The 25,157-nt window shown below is 30.3% G+C and carries 15 protein-coding genes; 6 read left to right on the top strand and 9 right to left on the bottom strand.

Annotation, left to right across the window (positions count from 1 at the left end):
• Nucleotides 1–612 precede the first annotated feature (612 nt).
• Entirely contained in the window at nt 613–1,587 is a 975-nt protein-coding gene (locus tag EHF_RS01460) for a quinone oxidoreductase family protein (RefSeq protein WP_044194359.1), read from the bottom strand.
• Nucleotides 1,588–2,414: 827 nt separating this feature from the next.
• Nucleotides 2,415–4,178 carry a type I secretion system permease/ATPase gene (locus tag EHF_RS01455; RefSeq protein ID WP_044194358.1) on the bottom strand — a complete coding sequence of 588 codons (1,764 nt, stop codon included), beginning with the start codon at nt 4,176–4,178 and terminating at the stop codon, nt 2,415–2,417.
• Nucleotides 4,179–4,533: 355 nt separating this feature from the next.
• Between EHF_RS01455 and folP (EHF_RS01450) the strand changes: the two genes are divergently transcribed.
• Both folP (EHF_RS01450) and folP (EHF_RS01445) read left to right on the top strand, forming a co-directional pair.
• On the top strand, nt 4,534–5,376 hold the full coding sequence (gene folP, locus EHF_RS01450; protein WP_044194354.1) for a dihydropteroate synthase: 843 nt from the start codon (nt 4,534–4,536) through the stop codon (nt 5,374–5,376).
• 157 nt (nt 5,377–5,533) lie between these two features.
• Nucleotides 5,534–6,385, top strand: a complete 852-nt coding sequence (folP, locus tag EHF_RS01445; protein WP_044194352.1) for a dihydropteroate synthase — start codon at nt 5,534–5,536, stop codon at nt 6,383–6,385.
• 404 nt (nt 6,386–6,789) lie between these two features.
• On the opposite strand, the gene EHF_RS01440 is transcribed toward folP (EHF_RS01445), so the two are convergent.
• A complete protein-coding gene (locus EHF_RS01440; RefSeq protein ID WP_044194350.1) occupies nt 6,790–7,851 on the bottom strand; it encodes a hypothetical protein in 1,062 nt (353 codons plus the stop codon).
• Between the two features lie 649 nt (nt 7,852–8,500).
• Between EHF_RS01440 and carB the strand changes: the two genes are divergently transcribed.
• Nucleotides 8,501–11,734: a carbamoyl-phosphate synthase large subunit gene (carB, locus tag EHF_RS01435; RefSeq protein WP_044194343.1), complete on the top strand. Its 3,234-nt coding sequence runs from the start codon at nt 8,501–8,503 to the stop codon at nt 11,732–11,734.
• Between the two features lie 654 nt (nt 11,735–12,388).
• Here carB and eplA read toward each other — a convergent pair.
• Together eplA and fumC are read right to left on the bottom strand one after the other, a co-directional pair.
• Nucleotides 12,389–12,769: an adhesin EplA gene (gene eplA / locus EHF_RS01430; RefSeq protein WP_308416970.1), complete on the bottom strand. Its 381-nt coding sequence runs from the start codon at nt 12,767–12,769 to the stop codon at nt 12,389–12,391.
• A gap of 34 nt (nt 12,770–12,803) precedes the next feature.
• On the bottom strand, nt 12,804–14,189 hold the full coding sequence (gene fumC / locus EHF_RS01425; protein ID WP_044194338.1) for a class II fumarate hydratase: 1,386 nt from the start codon (nt 14,187–14,189) through the stop codon (nt 12,804–12,806).
• A gap of 366 nt (nt 14,190–14,555) precedes the next feature.
• On the opposite strand from fumC, the gene EHF_RS01420 reads away from it, so the two are divergent.
• Both EHF_RS01420 and EHF_RS01415 read left to right on the top strand, forming a co-directional pair.
• Nucleotides 14,556–15,194, top strand: coding sequence for a phosphopantothenoylcysteine decarboxylase domain-containing protein (locus EHF_RS01420; RefSeq protein WP_044194336.1), 639 nt, complete (start codon nt 14,556–14,558; stop codon nt 15,192–15,194).
• A gap of 629 nt (nt 15,195–15,823) precedes the next feature.
• On the top strand, nt 15,824–17,167 hold the full coding sequence (locus EHF_RS01415; RefSeq protein ID WP_044194333.1) for a dihydroorotase: 1,344 nt from the start codon (nt 15,824–15,826) through the stop codon (nt 17,165–17,167).
• Nucleotides 17,168–17,568: 401 nt separating this feature from the next.
• Here EHF_RS01415 and lipB read toward each other — a convergent pair whose 3' ends face one another.
• From lipB to EHF_RS01400, 3 genes are all read right to left on the bottom strand, one after another.
• Nucleotides 17,569–18,213, bottom strand: coding sequence for a lipoyl(octanoyl) transferase LipB (lipB, locus tag EHF_RS01410; RefSeq protein WP_044194330.1), 645 nt, complete (start codon nt 18,211–18,213; stop codon nt 17,569–17,571).
• Nucleotides 18,214–18,488: 275 nt separating this feature from the next.
• Nucleotides 18,489–19,115, bottom strand: a complete 627-nt coding sequence (gene purN, locus EHF_RS01405) for a phosphoribosylglycinamide formyltransferase (RefSeq protein WP_044194327.1) — start codon at nt 19,113–19,115, stop codon at nt 18,489–18,491.
• Nucleotides 19,116–19,287: 172 nt separating this feature from the next.
• Nucleotides 19,288–20,790 (bottom strand): leucyl aminopeptidase, encoded by a 1,503-nt coding sequence (locus EHF_RS01400; protein ID WP_044194325.1) that lies wholly within the window; start codon nt 20,788–20,790, stop codon nt 19,288–19,290.
• Nucleotides 20,791–21,258: 468 nt separating this feature from the next.
• On the opposite strand from EHF_RS01400, the gene EHF_RS01395 reads away from it, so the two are divergent.
• Nucleotides 21,259–21,870, top strand: coding sequence for a dioxygenase family protein (locus EHF_RS01395; protein WP_232228962.1), 612 nt, complete (start codon nt 21,259–21,261; stop codon nt 21,868–21,870).
• Nucleotides 21,871–22,312: 442 nt separating this feature from the next.
• Here EHF_RS01395 and clpB read toward each other — a convergent pair whose 3' ends face one another.
• Nucleotides 22,313–24,901, bottom strand: coding sequence for an ATP-dependent chaperone ClpB (gene clpB, locus EHF_RS01390; RefSeq protein ID WP_044194320.1), 2,589 nt, complete (start codon nt 24,899–24,901; stop codon nt 22,313–22,315).
• Nucleotides 24,902–25,157: the final 256 nt, after the last annotated feature.

The raw sequence follows: 25,157 nt of genomic DNA, 5'->3' as shown, positions 1-25,157 counted from the left end.
TACTTCCGTATAAACCCCATACATATAAGATATGTCTATAATAAAACGCTACAACCACACATATAACATTAAATATATATAAGACACATTTTACCCTACAATCTTATTGCCTATGATATCTTCAGCACTATTATTACTTCCATACAAACCCCATACATATACTAAGATATGTTTATAATAAAACGCTATAACCACACATATAACATTAAATTTATATATAACACTTTACAGCTACCTTATAATAATTTCGTATTTTCAGTGCAATATCCTCTACAATATACCATTAGCACACAATAAAACTGCTTAAACAAGCTTTTTAAATTCGGTACTATTTCTATCATATACCATTGCAAATGCAGTATGTGCTAATTTAAACACACAAGATATCAATCTACAATATTGCATCATCAACTTATCACTGTAAGTATGAAATATCGTTTATAAGCAATATGCCACGCTATAGTACGCGTTAAAAACTAAACTTTTCACAAAAAAATTACCAATTTTTAACTGTAATTGTTTTACAACTTTTACTAAAAAGATTGTAAATTTAATAAAACAATAACTACTTCAGTTAACAAAGCAAAATATTTTTCACTCACTTAAAAACATCTATAACTCAATAATATTTGATCCGGTAAGTTTTCTATTCTCCAAATCTTTATGTGCAGCTACTATATCATCAAATTTGTAAATTTTATTTATCCCAACTTTTATATAATTTCTCCTTATTACTTCAAATATTTCCATAGCTGTCATAGCTAAATCAAAGCTAGAATGTTTATAATGAAACACCAAAGGAGAAGTAAAAAATAATGATCTAGAACTTAACATAGAGGCACTAATATTTGAAATAGCTCCTGATATCTGACCATAAGAAACATAAATACCAAAAATACACAGCGATTTAAAAGATACTTTACTAGTCGACTCACCTATAGAATCATAAACTACATTAACACCAAAACCATTAGTAATTTCCATTACTTGTTCAACAAAATCATTACTACCACAATTTACCACATATGAACACCCAGAACGTAAGGCAATATTTGCCCTATCATCAGAACTAACTACACCTATAACTTTGCATCCTTTATAATTAGCCCATTGACACAATATCTGGCCTACACCACCTGTTGCTCCATGTACTAAAGCAAAAGTATTAGGACGTATAGCATAAACTAAGTGTGTAAGATAATGTGCTGTCATACCTTTAAATAATACTGCAGCTGCTACTTGATCTGTAATATCATCAGGTATTCTAACTAAATATTTTTGCTTAATAAGTCTTTTCTCAGAATAAGCCCCTCCAGATACAGTACAATAGCCCACTCTGTCCCCAACATTGAATACCTCAACATCTTTCCCTAATCTTTCTATAACTCCTACTGCTTCAACTCCTAAAATAGTAGGAAGCTTTTTGTTTTTACGCATACCATTACGGCATTCAATATCATAGCGATTTAACCCAATAGCTGTATGTCTTATTAATACCTCATCATCTTTAGGTTCACCAATATTATGATTAACATATTTCAAAACTTCAGAACCACCAGTTTCATTAATAACAATAACTTTTACCATAACATCACATAATTAAATAAAACATAATCATACTTAAGCTACTTAGCTAGCAGCTAAATAATATCCTTTAAATCTAAGACATCAATATTAATTAAGAACAAACAGCACTATACTTTAGTACATATATTAAAAATTCAATACAACAATAAACATCTCGTAAAAATCACTACAAACTCTCCAAAAAAAGCCTCGCCATAACAAAATTTCTCATCTTATAATCAACAATTCATTTTCAAAATTCATTTTTAAGTAGAATACACAAAATCATTATTATAATCGGACTATATATGAAAAGTTACATGCATATATATTCAACAACAAGTAGTATATTTTAACTTACTAGTTATATAACTAATCAACGTTCTAATGAGTCTCATAGTATGAGAACATCAATTCTAATTAATGTAGTAATTTTATAATAATCATACTTTTAAGTGCATATTTCACTACCTTCACCATTCTATGATATCAATATGTAGTAAGTAATTTCTCATTCATAAATCCTTGAAAAGTCGTACAGCAGTGACACTATAATATACTTTTGTAAAAAAATGTTTTGCACATCAGCACTTACAACATAATAGGTTTATCATTCCTACTAAGTAAGTCACACAATTCTCACCAAATTGATTAGTAGCAACAATCAAAAGAATTCATCATATTAATCATTCTCTAAGATTAGAATCACTATACTCTCTAACCTATATTTCCTCTAACTGCCAATCATATAACAATATCTCTACTTCTTCTAATTGAAGAGCTTAACGCTTATAAAAATTATATCTTACCAATGATTAAGCAATAACATAGAAATAAATATTATTCTATTATGAATCTACTAATGGTTTATCCTGTTGTTTAGGTTGAGGGTTTGGTGGATTATAATTAGGAACAATCTTACTTAAAATTTCATCCTTAGTACCAATACCATTAACCATACCATCAGACATAATTATAACCTTATCAACAGCATTAAGTAACTGTATCTTATGAGTCATAATAAAAGTAGTAATACCATTTTTCTTTGCATAAAGTAAGGCATTTATCAAACTTGCTTCAGATTTCCCATCTAAATTAGCATTTGGTTCATCAAGTACTAGAAGCTTTACATCACCATAAAAGGCCCTCGCCAATCCTATCATTTGCTTTTGTCCTCCAGACAATATTATTCCGCCAGAACCAATAACTGTATCATACCCATTTGGCAAGCTAAGTATTAGTTCATGTACACCAGCAATTTGAGCAGCTTTTACAACTTCATTTGCATCAGGATTTGGCACCATTCTTGCAATATTAACTTTTACTGAAGCATTAAACAATTCAACATCTTGAGGAAGGTAACCAATATAATGTCCAAAATCTTCTCTATTCCATGTATAAACATCTGCGCCATCAAGTCTGACAACACCTGATATTGGTTTCCACACACCTACTAACAATTTTGCTATTGTAGACTTCCCAGAAGCACTGTGTCCTATAATACCAACAATATCTCCAACTTCTACTGAAAAAGACACACCCTTAATAGTCGGCTTATTACTACCATAAGGAGTGAAGAATACACGATCAAAAACAACCTTTCCAGTAGGAGCTGGTAAAGACATAGTTTGCTCCCTTTTTGGAGAAGCTAAAAGCAATATTTGCAATCTCTTATAAGATATCCTTGCTGATACCAACATCTTCCAAGTATTAATCAATGCTTCAAATGGAGCTAATGCCCTACCCATTAAGATTGATGAAGCAATAATACCCCCAGCAGTCTTTAGGCCAAGAACTGCAAGAAATCCTCCAATCCCTATAACTGATATTTGTAATATTGATCTAATAAACTTAGTAATTCCAGAAATTAAATTCGAACGATTTTGTGCTTTAATTTGCATTTCTCTATTTCTATCATTTTTTTTTGCCCAATCATCTACAATATAATTAACCATTCCCATAGCTTCAACTACTTCAGCGTTACGAGTTGCAACATCTATTGACATAATATTACGCACTCCTTCCTCACTAGCTTCTTGCAGTATCTTTTTTGTTGCCAACTCATTCCAAATAGCCATACCAGTTAACAATACTATTCCTACTACAGCAATATAGCCTGTTACACTGTGTATCATAAAAATAGCAATAAGATATAACACCGCCCATGGAGTATCAAACAGTGAAAATATACCAAACCCAGTAATAAAATTTTTAATAATAGCTAAATCACGAAGTACTTCTCCACTTGAAGTAGATGACTTAACCGAAGTCAAGCTAATAGATTTCACAATAAGATCAGGAGTAACAACTTTATCTATCCAGTCGCCAACTTTAGCCATAACTAGAGATCTACAAATTTCTAATATGGCAGAACAAGCAAAAGCACCAACTGTAATAACGCTTAACATGATTAAGGTAGATACACTACCACTTGAAAGTACTCTATCTAGAACTTGAGAAGTATACAATGGTAAAAACAACATAAGCAAATTGATAGCAGAACTGAACCAAAAAATAAACCAAAAAACACTTTTACACTTTTCTAAACTAGTATATAGAACACTTTTCTTTAGTTCCTTTATTGTTTGAAAGTTAAAATTTACTTCTTCCACACATTCCTCTAAATAATTAATATATTGTGTACGTACTACAACATGTACATCTAAGTAAACAATACAGATATTTAATATATTTTCATATAAATAATTTTTAATTGAAATGAAGTTATACTATTATGATATAATGTAGTGTATCTTTAGATTATATAATCATGTTTAGCAGTACAGCATCATTAATAGTAATTTTAGTTTTTGTATTATTGACTCTAATATCTTTAGTGTCTGGAGTAGTATTAATGGCTATAAGTAATGAGTTCTATATTAAACACAAGAACAAAATAATGATAATGAGAGTACTATTGCAATTTATATCACTAGTACTTATACTACTGTTTTTCAGATAAAAGCAATGGAATTTAATACAAAACTAGTTGGTATTTTAAATTATACTCCTGACTCATTTTCAGATGGAGGAAAGTTTTTCAACATAGACAAAGCATTACAACAAGTTAAATACTTGATTGATGGCGGAGCCAGTATAATAGACATAGGCGCAGAATCAACAAGACCTACATACTTGTATACACAATACAAAAACAATACAATATCTCAACCAGAAGAATGGAACAGATTAGAAAATGTATTACCTAAAACAATAGAAATAGCTCATAGTCATAATGTTCAAGTAAGCATAGATACCAGACATGCAAAAACTGCTGAAAAAGCTATCAAATTAAATGTTGATTATATAAATGATGTAAGTACATTATCAGATAATAACATGCTTCAGGTAATACAAAACAGTTCTGTCAATGTTATCATTACTCACAATTTAGGTATACCCTTAATTAAAAATGTCACTATTCCAAAAGATCGTGATCCAATTAATGAAATTATTATATGGGCAAAAAAGTGTATTGAAAAATTAACAAATGCAGGCATTGATAAAAAGAGAATTATTATTGATCCAGGTATAGGATTTAACAAAACTGCCAGTCAATCATTTTATATATTAAACAACATTGAGAGATTGAAAATTTTAAATCACAAAATATATGTTGGACACTCACGAAAATCTTTCCTAACTTCATGTACATTAAATGATCCAACACGTGACAATGCTACATTAGCAATATCAATTTTCTTGTTTCAAAAAGGTATAGAATTTATCAGAGTACATAATACTTACTTACATAGCGAAGCATTTAACTTACTAAGAAAAATGCATCAAACAAGTTTGGATAATATATAAATTAAAACATTTTTTTATAAACTTTTCACTGGTAGCTTAATAAACCCATTATAACATGATACGTGATTGTATTAACACCCAATTTAAGCAAAATATAGGAATAAAATAAATATATGGTTACTTTTCATAAAATTTTTCTTTAAGCAGGAGTATCGTCATGACATTTAATACAAAAATAATAGGCGTTTTAAATTATACACCCGATTCATTTTCAGATGGAGGAAAATTCTTTACTATTGATAAAGGAATCAAACAAGCAGAATATTTAATTGATGGAGGAGCAGACATCGTAGACGTTGGTGCAGAATCTGGAAAACCCAGGTATATATATGAAAGTGATGATACCCTAATCACACAAGAAGAAGAATGGAAAAGACTAGAAAGCATATTACCACAAGTTATAGAAATTGCACATAGTCGTAATATTCAAATAAGTGTAGATACTAGACATGCAAAGACTGCAGAAAAAGCATTAGCATTAAATGTGGATATAATAAATGATTGTACTGGATTAAAGGATCCTAACATGATATCAGTATTAAAAAACAGTACTGCCAAAATCCTAATTTCTCATAATCTAGGAGTACCATTAATTAAAGGAAACTTCATACCAAAAGACAAAAATCCAATTAATGAAATCATTTCATGGTTGAAGGATCGTACTCAAAAATTAATAGATGGAGGCATTAGCAGAGATAAGATCATTGTCGATCCAGGAATAGGTATTGGTAAAAATGGCATGCAGTCACTATATATAATGAAAAACATTAACAAATTAAAAATATTAAAATATCCAATATGCCTTGGTCATTCACGAAAGTCCTGTTTCATGCCATTCGCATCACATGATTCAACTCGGGATAATGCCACACTGGTAACATCAACAATTTTATTTTACAAGAATATAGACTTTTTTAGGGTACATAATGTTCATATACACAGTGAAGCATTTGGACTTCTAAAAAAGATGTCACAAATCAAATTAAAAGATGTATATGATTCTCTGTAAGAAACAGAGGATTGCGCTGATAAAATTACGTTGCTATGCACAATAACATATTGTGAAATAAAATTATTAAGTAACTTATTTACATTAGCTGACTTATTATCATTCACAACCTCATATAAAATCTAAACATATGAACATAAAGACGTATATGCTCTAATAGAAAATAGAAGATTGCCTTAGGAAATGCATATTTAATATCCAGCATAAAAAGTAACTAAAATATCAAATAACCTATGTATATTAGATTCTTTATCATTATTTTATTGTTATATATATATAACTAAAGATATACAGATCTATAAATTGTTTTTAAATAACAGTAAATTATTAAGTTCAGTAATCATGTATACAAGTAATAAATAACACAAGTTGGCATAACCATTTACGAAACACATAACAAAAAATTACAGATCTATACTTTTAATAATGTCAAGATTACTTACATCTATATCCGTTAATAACGTATCATCTTTTTTATGTAGTTTCTTACCAACAAAGACTAATGTAAGAGCTATAGCAGTTAAAATTATATTCATAGAACATACACCAATTGATATATCCTTAACATCAACTAAATTCACCACATTACTAACATGTAGCAATACTAATAATAGCCCAAATCCATTAAGCAGAGATTGCCCTACAAACACAGTTATTCCTAAATACATACACGAATTCGCTGGTATATTACTTTGAACGTAATCAATTGAAAGATAAGGCAACTTTTTTACTTGCATATTAACACCCTCTTCCTCAATAAACTGAGAACACTTATAAAGTATAATATGGTGCATTAATTTTATATAACTATCTCTAGTTATACTGATGGTACTAGTGTTTTGAGTTGGAAAGAATCTCATTTCAACAAGAAATTGTACCAGGCAAAGATCCAGAATTTCAAATATAAGAGGAAAACTGCATAAATCTATAACCTGCTTTAAAATACTAGGATCAAAATCTACATCAGTACAAACCTTATCAAATCCCTCCATAGTAAGGAATTTCTCCTTACTAATAAACTTTTTTATATGCTTACACTTATAAGCATTGCGTTTTAACGCTGTATTACTTATAATTTTAGGGAGTCTATCACTTTCTTTAATAGCATAAGATTTGCATTTTACTACTTGGTTCAGTAATGAGCTAACAGCTGCCTTATAATCTGCCCTTTTCTCTGAATCAATATATCGTTCTTGGTGGAGAATATCAATCTCAAACATTATACTAAGAACTTTTTTTACCAGATTTTCCACTTCATTAAATTGATCATTAGCAATTATATGTCCTCTAGCTTCCTTTCCCTTATATATTTGTAATTTTCTTCTTGCAGTTCTTATACTTGCTATACAATCATGCAATACACTTTTTACTTCTTTATTGTTTTTATATATATCAAAATACATAGAAATTATTTCCATTGTACTATCGATCAGATTCCCCATACCAAACTTTACTATCACAGTCATTTTATCCCCTTATCGGTTTATCTATTATTAAACTAATATAATATAATAATTTTTATACTATACAATTTAAAGTTGTAAAATAATATTTCCATAAACATAATAAGAAAGTAGGAATTAATTAATCTTTAACTATTTATAATAATTTCTTAACATGCTTTGATTGTATTAGTCTAATAACACAGAAGATTAAAATTCCATAAATTATGTTTTAAAAACATGTAATAATCAGTGATTTATAAAGTGATTGTAATTTATTCTTAATATAAAGTTCTTATTTTAATAAGTTACATGATATAACATATTATTATAAATTAATTCTATTTATTAGAAAATTTTTTAACATATATATGATACTAATTAATAACTTTAGTGCTCCACATCTCCAAAGAAATTCAGTGATATACTTTAATACCCCAGTACAGAATACATAAGATTTTTATTACCTAAATGCTTTAAACTTATGTTACACTGTTTCTAAAAAACAGAGATAGTAACCTTAATATATAACCTAATATGCATAGGCTAATGCTATTTAACATTAAATAAAAATGGGTAGAACTTTATAAGAAGCATTAGTTTTTACTTTTTTTATTTTGAAGATGAAGCATTAATAGTTATAGTATTAACAATTAAATTCTTTATATACATCATGCCAAAACGTACAGATATAGAATCAATACTGATTATTGGGGCGGGCCCTATAGTCATAGGACAAGCATGCGAATTTGACTATTCAGGGACTCAAGCTTGCAAAGTTTTAAAACAGGAAGGATATCGAATCATTTTGATCAATTCGAATCCCGCAACAATAATGACTGACCCAGAAATTGCTGATTCAACATATATTGAACCAATCACACTAAGTATCATTGAAAAAATAATAAAAAAAGAAAAACCTAGTGCAATACTACCAACAGTAGGTGGGCAAACTGCTTTAAATGCTGCAATTGATCTATGTGATGCAGGAATTCTAGAAAAATATAATGTAAAATTAATAGGAGCAACAAAAGAAGCAATAAAAAAAGCTGAAGATAGAAATTTATTCCGCCAAGCAATGGATAAAATAGGAGTAAAATGTCCAAAAAGTATAATTATAAGAAGTACAGATGAAATAAACTATGCATTAGAGTACATAGGGTTACCAGCAATAATTAGACCATCATTTACCCTTGGTGGTATTGGGGGCGCTATATCATACAATAAAGAAGAGTTTCAAAAAAATGTAAGTTATGGCTTAAGCATATCTCCAATATCTGAGGTACAAGTAGACGAATCCATTATCGGATGGAAAGAATTTGAAATGGAAGTCATGAGAGATAATAAAGATAATTGTATTGTTGTTTGCTCCATAGAAAATCTAGATCCAATGGGAGTACATACTGGAGATAGTATAACAGTAGCACCAGCACTAACTTTAAGAGATGCGGAATATCAAAAAATGAGAGATATATCATTTTCCATACTCAGAGAAATAGGAGTAGATACTGGCGGATCAAATGTACAGTTTGCAGTCAATCCAAAAAATGATAATGATTTACTCGTTATAGAAATGAACCCAAGAGTCTCTAGATCATCAGCATTAGCATCAAAGGCAACAGGCTATCCTATAGCTAAAGTAGCCGCAAAATTAGCTATCGGATATTCTCTAGATGAAATACAAAATGACTGCACAGGAGTCATTCCAGCATCATTTGAACCAAGCATAGATTACATAGTTACAAAGATTCCACGATTCAATTTTGATAAATTTCGAGGAACAGAAAAAGAATTATCAACTTCTATGAAGTCTGTAGGAGAAGTAATGGCAATTGGAAGATCTTTTCCAGAATCATTACAAAAAGCACTATGTTCTTTAGAAGCTGGATATTCTGGATTAAATGAATATTTTAATCAAAATATAGAAACAGATCAAATATATAATTCTCTTGTAAAACTATCTCCAGATAGGATATTCATAATTGCAGACGCCTTACGGCACAATATTAGCATAGAAGAAATCAACAAAATTACCGGATATGACCCCTGGTTTTTAATACAAATACAAAACATCATACAGTGTGAACAACAAATAAAAGATCATGGTCTACCAGAAGAAGCAGATGGGTTGTTACTACTAAAGAAAATGGGATTTTCTGATACAAGACTCGCCTATTTAAGTAAAACCACTGTAGAATATATAGAAAATCTTAGAGAGTCCTTATCAATAAAACCCGTATACAAACATATAGATACTTGCGCAGGAGAATTTAAAACCAATGCATCATATATGTATAGTTGTTACGAAGGTGATACTATTAATGCTCCTGAATGTGAATCTATTGTAACAAACAATAAAAAAGTAATAATTTTAGGAAGTGGTCCTAATCGTATTGGTCAAGGTATAGAATTTGACTACACATGTGTCCATGCAGCACATACTATTAGACAAATGGGATACGAATCTATAATGATAAATTGTAACCCAGAAACTGTCTCAACTGATTATGATATTTCAGACAAACTATACTTCTCTCCTCTAACAAGAGAAAGTGTTTTAGATATTATATGTAAAGAACAAGAAACAAATTCTTTACTAGGAGTAATAGTACAGTTTGGTGGACAAACCCCCTTAAAGCTTGCAAAAGTACTACAAGAGAAAAATATTAATATTCTTGGAACATCTTTTGATTCAATAGATCTGGCTGAAGACCGCATGAAGTTCCAACAATTGCTTACACAATTAAATTTAAAGCAGCCCTCTAACATCACTTGTAACTCAATACACGAAGTACACGAACGCATAAGAGATTTAGCATTCCCCATACTAGTGAGGCCATCATACGTACTAGGAGGACAATCAATGTCAATTATTCGTGATAATAATGCTTTATCAAATTATTTAATCACACATCAGAATATATTTGATCATGGATCATTACTGTTAGATCAATTTTTAACTCATGCAGTTGAAGTAGATGTAGATGCCATTTGTGATGGAGAAAGCGTTTATATAGCAGGAATAATGGAACATATAGAAGAAGCTGGTGTACATTCAGGTGATTCCGCATGTTCTTTACCTTCATATACTTTAACATCAGAAATAACAGATATTATAGCGGAACATACAAAGAAAATAGCACTTGCATTACAAGTTAGAGGATTTATTAACATACAATATGCAATACAAGATAGTGAAATTTACATATTAGAAGTCAACCCTAGAGCTAGTAGAACTGTACCTTTTATTGCAAAAGCTACAGGAGTTCCAATAGCAAAAATTGCAACAGAAGTATTACTAGGTAAAAAACTCCCTAACACCTCCAAAAAAACATCCACCCATGTAGCTGTAAAAGAAGCAGTATTTTCTTTTTCAAGATTTCCAAACATAGATGTTTTACTCGGACCTGAAATGAAGTCTACAGGTGAAGTAATGGGAATTGACAAATCATTTGAAATAGCATTTGCAAAAGCACAAATGGCTGCTGGTTATGAATTGCCAACAGAAGGTGCCGCTTTTATATCTGTCAAAGATTCAGATAAACCACTCATTGTTAAAACAGCCCAAATATTAAGAGATATTGGGTTTACTATACTTTCAACTAAAGGTACATCAACTTACCTAAATGAAGCAGGTATTATTACAGAACATGTTAATAAAGTAAGAGAAGGTAGACCACACATATTAGATCTGCTGCAGGATGATAAAATAAACCTAGTAATTAATACTTCAGAAGGTATAAAGTCTTTTTCAGAAAGTAGTAGTATAAGAAAAACTGCACTTATAAAAAAAATTCCATACAGTACTACAATACCTGGAGCAAAAGCTTTAGCACTAGCAATAAAAACACTAAAAAAACAAGATATTGAAGTAGAATCCATGCAGGAGTACACAAAAAAATCATGATTACTTTCTAAAAAGCTTTTAATATTTTTCACATTACCATTTAAATATCTATTATATTAACCATTAAAAAAGCAAGAAACTTGATATCTTCTTACTCAAATACAACTGATTAATTAAAATAACTTTTGTAAAGATATCGCTATATAAACAATCTTTACTACGACCAGTTTAAAATAACTATAATATAACTTAAAATTAACAGATTTTAATGAAGAGCAGCTTGTTATAGCAAGTATTAGCACATTTATAACAAGAAACCAGGAAACCTCACCTGACAATGGAATAAGAAGAATAGCTACAGATACATTTTTTCTTTTTTTTTTTTCTTTTTAATGAATAAAAACCGATATATTACTAATAACCACCTGAAACTTTTTGATTCAACCAATTTTGTAAAACTGTTTCATGAAAATACTATGCACATACAGCATTGCATAATATACATAATTAACTCAGATAACCTCAAGTAAAAAAGCTTTTTAATATAACAAGCAAGTTTTAGCAATACCACCTACTAAGGGAATATAAGATATCCAATTGGAACGAAACAAAACAACTTTGTTCTTAACTCCATACGATACAAAAAACCTATATAGAACTAACAAAAAACCATTGGCACCTAATCAAAGCATGAAATAACTATACAACAAAATTTTATACTTCTTCTTTAGGCTTTAATATCTTACGTTCCAATCTTAGAATACGCTTTTTAATTACTTTTATCTCTTCTATTAAATCTCTATACTGAGTACTGTTAACAGATTCAGAATTAGAAGACCCTATACGTTTAACCTGATCTCCATCATTAATCGCATCTACATCATTATTTTGATTGTTTGCTGCCATAACTCTTTCTTGAATTTTCACAACGGACTCAAACATTTGATCGAAGGTTTTACTATCACCTACAATCTCTTTTACCGTATCTATATACTGTTTTATTACATTTTTGTAATCTTCTTCTGCCATAAAATCACTTTTAATTAAAAAATACAATACTTTTATGTTATAATAACATGGATCAACTGTCAACATTGTTAATTATTAAACAAGTTGGATTAAGTGATGTTTAATTTGCAGGATGTATCATATTTTTTGGATTAACAATTTCCTCAAATTCTTCTTCACTTATTAAATTAAGCTTAATTGCAGCACTTTTTAATGTTATTCCCTCATCAAAAGCAGTTTTTGAAATTTTTGCCGCATTATCATAGCCTATATGCTTATTCAATGCTGTTACCAACATTAAAGATTGATCTAACAAAAAAGAAATACGATTTATATCAGCTTTTATACCATGCACACATTTCTGAGAAAAATTAATACTAACATCAGATAGTAATCTGATAGATTGTAAAACATTATAAATAATGACTGGCTTAAATACATTTAACTCAAAATGACCATTTGATCCTGCTACAGTAACAGTCATATGATTTCCCATAACTTGAGCACATACCATAGTAACAGCCTCACATTGGGTAGGATTGACTTTCCCAGGCATTATAGAAGACCCAGGTTCATTAGCAGGCAGTATAATTTCTCCTATTCCACATCTTGGCCCTGAACTAAGTAATCTAATATCATTAGCTATTTTCATTAAACTTACTGCAAGTACATTCAAAGCACCACTAAATTCAACTAATGCATCATGCGTAGCTAATGCCTCAAATTTATTGACAGAAGCCACAAAGTTGAACCCAGTTAACTTTTTTATCTCATTTGCAAAATGTACATCAAACTGTTTTCTAGAGTTAATACCAGTACCTACTGCAGTACCACCCTGAGCTAGTTCAAGCAAATGACTCAATCCTGACCTAACCCTACTCATACCCTGTAAAATCTGATATGCATATCCAGAAAATACCTGTCCTAAAGTTAACGGAGTAGCATCTTGAAGATGAGTACGTCCAACCTTAACAATATTTTGAAATGCAATAGACTTACTATTCAAAGCATCATATAAATTCTTTAAATTTGGCAATAATGAATTCTCAGTTTCAAGAACAGCCGCAATATGCATTGCTGTTGGAAAAGTATCATTAGAAGATTGAGAATAATTAACATGATCATTTGGATGTACAGGATACTTACTACCTTTCTCTCCACCTAATATTTCAATTGCACGATTTGCTATAACTTCATTAATATTCATATTAGTTTGAGTACCAGAACCAGTTTGCCAAATCACCAAGGGGAATTCATCATCAAACTTACCATCTATAACTTCATTTGCAGCATCACAAATTGCATTACCTATTACTTCACTAATATCACCATTTTTCATATTGACACGAGCTGCAGCTAACTTAACAAGTCCTAATGCTTTTATTAAAGGCTTAGGCATTTTTTCTGAACCAATTTTAAAATTATCAATAGAACGCTGTGTTTGTGCTCCCCAATAATGACATGCAGGAACATCTATTTCCCCCAAACTATCTCTTTCTTTTCTCATATTCTCCTGAATCTCCAACCAACATGCTACTATTATATAATAAAGTTTTATATGTATGTCCACTAACAACCACACAATTATGTATAACATTACACAAGAATTTCAGCGCTGTAGCCACCACTAATTACATTGCTCTACTTTATTAATGTCTTCTATACCATCAATAAACATTAAATTGGCCATAATGCTCTATCTACACTGAACGGTAATTCTAATAACAACCATGCCAATACAAAAATCAACTATTTCATCAAAAATATTCAAGAACAGTTTAACTAATAAATAGGAACATACAATTACTGAATAAACTATTGTGAATTATTGTAATTTCGTACTAAAATGAATGTTTAAATATTTCAGTATCTTATGGTTAATGTCTTAATAACAGCTGGACCAACACAAGAATCAATCGATCCAATCAGATACATTACTAATAGTGCATCTGGAAAACAAGGATATGCAATTGCAGAGTACATGAATAAAATTGGTTGGAAAGTAAATTTAGTATCTGGTCCAGTTACTATTCACAACCATAGCATACAAAATATATTTCATGTAAAAAATTGCAATGAAATGTTACAAACCTGCATAAAATTACTACCAGTAGATATTGCAATTTTTACAGCAGCAGTAACTGATTGGTGTCCTACATATTTTACTAGAAAAATAAAAAAACATGAAATTACAAATATTGGAATCACTAATAATCCAGATATTGTTCATTGTATAAGTACTCATAAAAAAAGACCAAAACTGGTAATTGGATTTTCATTAGAGTCAGAAAATGTCATAGAAAATGCAAAAATCAAACTAAAAAAAAAACAATGTGATTGGATTATCAGTAATACAACAATCATTAACAATGAACAAGTTATGGGAAATGACTATAACAAAATTACCATTATTACTAAAGATCATTATCAAGAATTTCCTATAATGTCTAAAAAAGAGATAGGTCAATTAATTACAAAGCAAATCATAAATTTTCTAGCTAATAAAGAATAAGAAAAACCATCATCAAGTAGTTCCAAAAATCTGGAACTACAGTACAATTAGATTAAACTAGAATATTAGAAAAGAAATTACTAAAATTCAGAACTTCAAAGTTCACATAATATCAGTAAAAAAATTAATACAACACTATATTATGTCTGGAGAGCAATTAATTAGTTAATTTATTAACTTTCTCATATTGACATTTTAATATATTACATGTATGATTCCGCTCTAAATTAATATTTTAATAAATGGATTTTATGACAGTTTTCTTAGAACATAATAATGGTCAAGATTATGTATGAGTTAAGTAAATCAATAGAATCCAAAATTAAAAAAACCACACAATAACACGTGAGATTTTTCATATATATAATAGGTTTTTATTTTTTCTTTGATATATAAAAATACCTGTTCTTTAGTCATATATGAAGCATTAATCTATAATACATCTTTTACTTGTAGCAAAGGTGAAAATTCTCTATAAGTATCCCTGATATCTTGTTCTATTATTAAAGAAAATACAATTTATAGTACTACATATGCTATATATAAATATTGACTATTCAACAACTTACATATATAATTATTGTATTTATATGGATTACTCATTTATTGATTTTCTAGGCACTTGAAACATGTATAAACAATCTTGGGAATTGTTAGGTAGTGGGCAGCATGCAGATTTTACTGTTGCCTATATTAATGCAAGAATTATTGATCCAGAATCTAAATTAGATATAAGAGGTTCATTACTTACCAAGGGAGATAAGGTCATTGATTTTGGTCCTGATCTGTTTGCTAATGGCATACCAAGTACTGTAGATGAAGTCATAGATTGTAATAATAATATATTGATGCCAGGTTTAATCGATATCCATGTGCATTTCCGTGAACCAGGACAAGAACATAAAGAAAATATCAACACAGGAAGCAAATCTGCCGCAGCTGGGGGCGTAACGACTGTAGTTTGTCAACCCAATACCATCCCTACTATTAGCAGCGTCATCGTTGCAAAATACATTAAAATGAGAGCTTTAGAAAGTGCTTATGTTAATATAGAATTTTATGGTTCTATAACAAAACCAGATAACTCATTATCTGACATGGCTTTACTAAAAGAAGCAGGAGCAGTTGGGTTTACTGATGATGGCATGCCAGTGATGAATTCTTTGATAATGCAACAAGCACTAACTTACTCAAGCATGTTAGATACCGTCGTAGCCCAACACGCAGAAGACTTAGATATATCCAATAATGGGTGCATTAACGAAGGAACAGTATCGTACGAACTAGGATTGAAAGGTATACCTGATATTTCAGAATCCATAATAGTAAATCGCGATATTGCTTTAATGAAAAACATTAAAAATGTACATTATCACATTTTACATGTTTCATCTAAAGATTCTCTAAACATAATAAAACAAGCAAAAAGTCAAGGATTAAAGGTTACTTGTGAAGTAACTCCCCATCACTTAACTTTAACTGAAAAAGAGATTATAACACATGGTAGTCTTGCAAAGATAAACCCTCCTTTACGAACTGAAAGTGATCGCCTTAGTATGATAGAAGGATTAAAAAATGGCATAATAGATTGTATAGCAACAGATCATGCTCCACATGATATAAATTCTAAGGAACTACCATTAGATACAGCTGCTTTTGGCACAGTTGGACTCGAAACAATGCTTCCAATTTCTTTAGAACTATATCATAATGGTACTATGCCTTTAATAGATTTACTTGCAACACTGACATATAAACCAGCCGATATCATAAAAGTACCAAGAGGACGTATAAAAAAAGGCTATGCTGCAGATTTAATCATATTAGACCTAGATCATAGATGGATAATCGATACATCAAAATTTGCAAGTAAATCAAAAAACTCCCCTTTCCATAACCGAAAGGTAAAAGGTAAAGTTTTAAGGACTATAGTATCTGGTAAAACTATTTATAGAGCAGAAATTATAACTTAAGTTACTACTTGCTTAAATATTTATTACTTCTTGCATTAAATTACTGTTATTACTAATTTACATAAAACACTTAATAATACTACTCAATTTAAAAAAATCTATCAATTTAATTCAATTTGCATTTACATAGAATTACTTTATCCAACAAAAACTAAAGGATTATCTATTTTATTACCCTTCATATAAAAACTAGTATAATTATTAATTCACACAAAATAACAAATTTCCATAGAACATTTATATAGTACCTTCAATACAAAAAAGATGCATTAAATCTAATGTATTTATACAGAAATTTTTTCCACACTTATAAATAACAATCATACTTTATCATAAGTAATTATTAAATATGAGCAATAAAGTAATTAAAGACATGTAATACGATATTTTATCATTCTCTATTAATTAAAATTAGAAAAAATTTCATAAAATTTCTTCTTTAGCACAATATCAAATTCTTCATAAGAAATATCAACTCCTAATTGCTCAAGAGAAGTAATACTATAATCTTTTATACCACATGGTACTATACCTGAATAATGAGAAAGATCTGTGTAAACATTTACAGATACTCCATGATAAGTTATCCATCTTCTTATTCTGATTCCAAATGCAGCAATTTTTTTTTCAGTACCACCATGAGTTACCCATACCCCTATCAAGTCAGGATTAAAATACGATTTTACTGAAAAATGATTTAAAGTTTCAACAATCCAATTGCCTAAAGTCTCAACATACAGTCTAACATTACACTTATTTCTAATTTTTAAATTTAGCATAATATAAGCAATCCTTTGCCCAGGACCATGATAAGTATATTTACCACCTCTATTCGTAGCATATACAGGGAATAAATGATTAACTAGTAAATCTTCAATCTTAGCCCCAGTACCAGCAGTATACAATGGAGGATGTTCTAGCAGCCATACCAATTCTTTTTGCAAGCCATTAAAAATACCCTCTACCCTCTGCTGCATAAAGCAAACTGCCTCTTGATAATCTACTTGTGAAGATTCTATCTTCCATTCTATTAAACTGCATGACATAAATTTAATACGCACCAAGAAAAACTTCTACAGTATTGTATCCTTAATAATAAAAGACAATTATAATATAATAAAAACGAAAATACAGATATAGTAAGTAGAATTAATGTCAAATTAACTGTAAAACTTAGAGTAAACAAAATGAAAATGCCATGCTACTAAAAAATCTTACATAAACTAGGCGTAATTGTATACACCATTACAAACTTACTATGAGTAAAATAAAAAAACATATACAAATATAACCAAGACCTTGCATTACCATATAAGAGAAACTAGATAGTCTCATTGTAAAACATATGTAACAATTCCATTGACGTCGCCAAATTCTCATTAAGCTGAAGTTGATTTAATGCAATCAATTCCACAGCTTTAGGGTAGCAAAGATGTTCCATTTTTAAGATTCTATCGGAAAGGTCTGTAACACTATCTGATGAAAAAACAGGAACTGCTGCCTGCATAATAATAGGCCCACCATCAACTTCTGGGTATACATAATGCACAGTACATCCTGCTATCTTAACCCCAGCCTTCAATGCTTGAGACTGCGCATTCAGCCCCTTAAAAGATGGCAAAAGAGAAGGATGTATATTAATGACTTTATGGAACCATCGATTAATAAAGCTTTCAGGCACAATACTCATGAATCCTGCAAGGCATACTAAATCTACTTGATACTCCTTAAGTATACTATCAACAACATCAAAATCCAATGGACGTCCTTGAAGTACGAAAGTTTTAACATTACTTTTTTGTGCAATCAATAATCCATTTGCATCAGGGTTATTAGAAATCACACAAGACACCTCTGCAGGAAAATCATCTCGAGCACAAGCATTAATTAATGCTTGCATATTAGAACCCCTTCCTGAAATCAAAATACCTAACTTAAGTGGTACCATATAATTAAGCTACCCATATATTAATCACGTATAAATAGTATTAAAAATAAATCAAGTTTTATCTAAACACTAAACTGATATAACACCCTATAAAACCTAATACAAGACCATAATTCAATGGCAAAATATTAACCTCCCAGACACTTTGCTATAAATGCACTACTACAATACCTTAATGAGCCTCATAGTATTTTAATATTAACCTATTTAGTAATCTTATACCAAATCCAGTTGCACCCTTAGGACATATCTCATTACCTTCATTGTCCCATGCCATACCAGCAATATCCAGATGTGCCCAAGGGGTTTTATTTACAAATCTTTGTAGAAACTGCGCAGCAGTAATACTATCTGCACCATATCCTTTTGTTGAAATATTCTGCATGTCAGCAACTGAAGAATTTATAAGGTTATCATATGCATCATCTAAAGGTAATCTCCATAATTTCTCACCAGATTCATTACCAGCAACAATTAATTGACTTGCAATAGCATCATCATTTGAAAAAACCCCACCATATTGATTATTCCCTAACGCTACAACTACTGCACCAGTTAAAGTTGCTAAATCTATCATTAATTTTGGGGCAAACATTTTTTGAGTATACCATAGAGCATCAGCTAAAACTAATCTACCTTCTGCATCAGTATTTAACACCTCAATAGTCTGTCCAGACATTGAAGTTACAATATCACTTGGCCTCTGTGCATTTCCCCCTATAGCATTTTCAACTAATCCTACCACCCCTACAGCATTAACCTTTGCCTTTCTCGCCGCAAGAGTACGCATAATACCTACAACAGAAGCAGAACCAGCCATATCATACTTCATATCCCACATACCTTTAGAAGGCTTTAAAGATATTCCACCAGTATCAAAAGTCACTCCTTTTCCAACAAATGCTATAGGTTTGTCTGTTTCTTTTCCTCCATTCCATCTCATCACTACAAGCCTAGACTTCTTAGCGCTACCTTGACCAACACCCAGAAGTGCCATCATCTGATTTGATTTCATGTAATCTTCATCAAATATTTCAACTTTAACATCTACTTTACTCAATTCTTCATATATCATCTGAGCATAGATTTCTGGGTAAAGAACATTGGGAGGCTCTGATACAAAAGAACGAGCTAAAAACACCGATTCACCCTCAGCCTTTAAAGTATCAAATAAAGAAGCTGTTTTTTGCGAATTACTCTTTGAAAAGAATTCTAACTTACGCACATAAGTTGCATGATCATCTTTTTTCTGCACAAAATATTTATCAAATTTAAAACTGCGCAGAAATGCTCCATAAGCAATATTAGCCATAATATCACTATCATTACTGTTGATAATTGAAGCTTCTGATATTTTCATTTTATTAAGTTCAGAATATATGATACCACCAATTTTTAAAGACTTGTTTTCATCAAACTCTTCAGCTTTACCTAATCCTACTACTATTACTATAGGATACCCTTCACCTAATCCAACAATTGGCAATACTTCTGCAAATTTACCATTAAAAGATTTATAACCTTCTACCACTTTCATGATTTCTTCACTATGACCAGCCAAAGCATTGTAGTCCTCTAAGTGATTACTACCTTCAAAAATACCTACAACTATTGCTGTTGTTTTTAAGAACAAAGACACTCCTGGCATCAAACTTGAAAATGATATATCTATCATATGATTATCCTAAATTGGCATTTATCAATATATGCATCACTCTAACTCTTTTCACAAATTTTTCAAGTAAAATCTTAACATGATACCAATCATTATATCTTATTAGGTACAGCATAACTTCTATATATAAAAAAGCATTATTTCCATATGAGGTATGAAATATCATGTTATACAAATTCAGCACAAAACTATAAGTTCATAACATTAAATAGAACATGTCCTATTAACTTATCGTCATAAATAATCACATAAAAGTTTTTTAAAATTACAATAATTAGCATTTATAATATTGCTGCAACAAGAAATTATTAGGATAACATGATAGCTGTAAAGTAAAATTAAGTTAAATCATGATCAAATATTAATCTTGTTTATGACTAAAAGTATTTAAATTATGGTAATAAGATGAACTATTTCGCAAAATTATTATTATGTTTATTCACAAGTATAATATGTACACATAGTGCAATGGCAACTGAGCCAATACTTATTAAATGTCAAAAAACTCCTGAAGTCTACGACCTAAGCAATAAACCAAGTAAATTTTCGTTATCAAATAATTTACGACACAAGATGAGTAGTCCATTATCAGCCAATGGAGAATTGATATATATTATTGGCAAAATCACTGACACAAATTGCATACCTATAGCAAATGTTAATGTATTTATCTGGCACACTAATGCATATGGAATATATCAAGACAGCCAAGATTATGACCACAAATCAGAGCTTATCCCAGAGAAGTTAGATATGCATGATTACCAATTTATTGGATCAGGAAAATCAGTAACTGATAACTTAGGAAACTACAGTTTTATAACAATAATCCCAGGTACTAATAACAACAATAAAGTTCCTCGTATACACTTCATGCTGCAAAATTCAGAATCTCCTGATTTTAATACAACAATGTTTTTTCCAGAATATGACAACTCAGTAGACAATCAATTTAAAAATATAGATCCTAACTTACAAGATTTATTAGTAGCACGGTATACTAAAAATACACTTGGAATAAAAACTTATTATTTTAACCTTACAATTGAGGATAAAAACCCATATAAGTCCTACAGATAACAACACTTCCTTATATTACTATTATACCAACACCCCATTTAGGGGTGTTGCTCGTATATCTTAATGGTATTAACAAACTACAAATTCAGATAATACTCCCCAATCTATTACAGTCACAGCCTATAAACTTAACACACAGTTACAAGAAATGCGGACACATTACAATTTTTTTCATAAATAGATTAATTTAAGAATTCACTTTTTAAATACTCAACCATTTATAACCATATAAATCATCTATACTTAATAAATTCTTAACTATTTGTAAAAACAGCAATACTCCATATTACATACAAAACTGTATCCTAGAAATCACTTTCTAAATACTTATTACTGATATAATTACACATAAGCTAACAACATTTTACAAATCACCTGTTATTTGTAAAAAATGAATTCAATACCACAGCAAAAAATAAAAATTCTTATAGCGAACATTTATTCATTGTTCATTATCTATAAGCTTATTAATAACTAAATCATCATTTAACAAAACTACTTCAAGTCTATCTCCTTCATTAATTTGATTCGCAAGAATTAATTTCGCTAAATTATTTTGTATCCTTTGTTGTATTAACCTCTTTAAAGGCCTAGCTCCGTATAAAGGATCATAGCCATTATCCATTAACCACAATTTTGCTTCTGAAGACAAACTAATCTTTAACTTCTTTTGAGCAATAATTTTTTGCAATAGTGAAAATTGTATATCTATAATCTTCTCTATATGCTCCTTAGCTAATCTATGAAATACAATAATTTCATCTAGTCTATTTAAAAACTCTGGACGAAAATGATGTTGTAGTACATTAGTTATAGATTTTTTTACCGATTCCTTATCCACATCCTCTTTATTATTAATTAATATTTCCTGTCCTAAGTTTGATGTTAGAACCAATATTGTATTACGAAAATCAACTAACTTTCCATGATTATCGGTTAATCGTCCTTCATCTAACACCTGCAATAAAATATTAAAAATATCTCCATGTGCTTTCTCTATTTCATCAAAAAGTATTACTTGATAAGGTCTCCTTCTGACAGCTTCAGCTAACATACCTCCTTGATCATATCCTACATACCCTGGAGGAGCACCTATTAACCGAGATACAGCATGTTTTTCCATAAATTCTGACATATCAAATCTTAAAAGGGCAGACCTATCACAAAATAAAAATTCAGCCAATGTCTTAACTAACTCCGTTTTTCCTACTCCAGTAGGTCCAAGAAACAAAAAAGATCCTAATGGTTTATTAGCATCTTGTACCCCTGCACGCGATCTTCTAACAGCATCACTTACTGCTTTAATAGCACTTTCTTGCCCAATGACCGTTTTCCCTAGTTCTTTTTCCATCTGCAGTAATTTTTCCTTCTCATTACTCATCATGTTTTCAATAGGAATGCCTGTCCATCGCGATACAATACTTGCTATATCACTTTCAGTAACTTCTCTCTTTAACATGTTACTACTAGGCTTTTCACATTTTGCTAATTCTTTTTCAAGCTCTGGGATAATTCCATACATTAATTCACCAGCTCTATCCAAATTACCAGACCTCTGAGCTTTTTCTAAATCATTTCTTGCGTTATCCAATTTTTCTGCACATTCTTGCATCCTCGATATTTTTACTTTTTCGGCTTGCCACTTACTATTTAATTCCGTTGCTTGAATACTCAACTTATCCAATTCTTTACTTAATTGCACCAAGCGCTGTTTTGAGGATTCAGTATTTTCCTTCTCTAAAACTCCAGCCTCAATTTTCAACTGAATAATTCTTCTATCTAATTCATCAATTACTTCAGGTTTGCTATCAATTTCTATTCTTACACGACTTGCTGCTTCATCAATCAAATCTATAGCCTTATCTGGCAAGAATCTATCTGTAATATAACGATTCGATAAAGTTGAAGCTGCAATAATTGCACTATCCACAATTCTAATACCGTGATGTACCTCATATTTTTCTTTCAGCCCACGTAAAATAGATATAGTGTCATTAACAGTAGATTCAGAAACGAATACAGGCTGAAACCTTCTGGCCAATGCTGCATCTTTTTCTATATGCTGCCTATACTCATCTAATGTCGTTGCTCCTATACAATGTATTTCACCCCTTGCTAAAGCTGGTTTTAACAGATTTGATGCATCCATTGCTCCATCTGTAGCACCCGCCCCAACTAATGTATGTAATTCATCAATAAACAATATAATAGTACCATTAGATGCTATTATTTCATTAATTACAGATTTTAACCTTTCCTCAAATTCTCCTCTATACTTAGTGCCAGCAACAAGCATTCCAAGATCTAACGCCATTATTTTTGTATATCTTAAACTAACAGGAACATCACCTACTACAACACGCTGTGCTAAACCTTCAATAATTGCTGTCTTACCAACCCCAGGTTCTCCAATTAACACAGGATTATTTTTTGTTCTGCGTGATAAAACTTGCATTGTACGTCTAATCTCTTCATCCCTTCCAATAACTGGATCAAGTTTTCCAGCCATAGCAGATTCAGTAATATCTTTAGCATACTTTTTTAGAGCATTGAATTTCTGCTCAGAATTAACAGTATCAGCTTTGGATCCATTACGCATATTAAATATGAGTGATTCTAATTTAACAGGCGTCATTCCATGTGCAAGTAATATCTTGTAAGCATTAGTATCTTTGACTATCGCAAGAGCTTGTAATAATCGCTCAACAGTTACATAAGTATCCTGATTCCTTTTTGCAAGACTAATAGCTTCCTCTAAAACTTGAGCCATTTCTTTTGATAAATGTATATGACCACTGCCGCTCCCACTTATAACAGGTAATCTATTTAGGGAGAGTTTTACATCATTATATATTTTATTAATATCACACCCGCATGAAGTTAGCAATAGCTCAACAAGTTCATCTTTATCATCTAACATTACTTTAAGTAAATGTTCTGGCAGTAACGACTGATGCCCTGACGCAATTGCTGCAGTTTGTGCCTGCATTATCAAATTCTTCGATATATCAGTAAATTTATTGAGATCCATAATTAGCCTGACATGAATGATCTAAGTTAACATATAAACATTGTTTACAAAAATTAAAGATATACTTAAATTAATTTTACTACTAAAAGATATCTTTATTAATAATTATATACTAATACACACAACATAAACCTTAGTAGTAAACTTACCTTTTTAATGTAAACAATCACTCAATGTATAGTTAATAACAACAACGTAGCAAATAATTTTATAACATATAATCATAAATTATACATACTACCATAATAAAAAACTA

The organism is Ehrlichia japonica (genome assembly GCF_000632845.1).
GTDB lineage: Bacteria > Pseudomonadota > Alphaproteobacteria > Rickettsiales > Anaplasmataceae > Ehrlichia > Ehrlichia japonica.
The sequence above is the reverse complement of the archived record's forward strand: the minus strand, read 5'-3'. Positions and strand labels throughout refer to the sequence as shown.